Annotated in this window: 1 protein-coding gene and 1 pseudogene; both read right to left on the reverse strand. The window is 65.9% G+C overall.

The features are described 5' to 3' along the window. Nucleotides 1–83: 83 nt before the first annotated feature. On the reverse strand, nt 84–344 hold the full coding sequence (locus HW466_RS31215; protein ID WP_176316154.1) for a hypothetical protein: 261 nt from the start codon (nt 342–344) through the stop codon (nt 84–86). Next, nucleotides 341–528, reverse strand: a pseudogene (locus HW466_RS31220) (dihydrofolate reductase); the annotation flags it as partial. The gene HW466_RS31215 and the pseudogene HW466_RS31220, both read right to left, overlap by 4 nt.

Below are 528 nucleotides of genomic sequence, written 5' to 3' on the forward strand. Positions count from 1 at the left end.
CGTGCGATGCTGACTCACCTGAATTCGGTGATCCGGATTTTTTCGCGGCAGTCGGTGTAGGGGCGCAGCGGAGAAGGGCCGGTTCAGGCTCGGAGGGTTTCGCGCAGGGCGGCGAGAAAGCGGCTGCGCTCGGCAGCGCAGGCGAGCGGGAAGCGCTCGAAGGCCTCGCCGCGGCGCAGGTCGGCGAACATGCCGGCCGGGTCGGTATGGAAATGCAGGAAGGCGCGCGACTGGCGGTAGAACACGCCGCGTGCGCGTTCCTTCAGGCTCGTGCCGGCCAGTTGGCGGATTTCCGCGAGCAGCGGTTCAAGTCGATCTAGGGCGGCGCTGTCGGCGTGTTTCATCGGAGGTTTCCGTCTGGTGAGGCGCTGGCATAGGTGACGAAGGCGTGAGCGACGGCACCGTCGATCTCGATCCGATCGACGGCCGTGAAGCGCGCCGGCAGCGTTGGGAAGAACGTGTCGCCAGGCACCTGCAGATCGATTTCGGTCAGATGGACGACATCGGCGAAAGGTAGGAAGCGCGCGT

It is taken from the genome of Burkholderia territorii, from assembly GCF_902833055.1.
In the GTDB taxonomy this organism is placed as follows: Bacteria; Pseudomonadota; Gammaproteobacteria; order Burkholderiales; family Burkholderiaceae; genus Burkholderia; species Burkholderia territorii.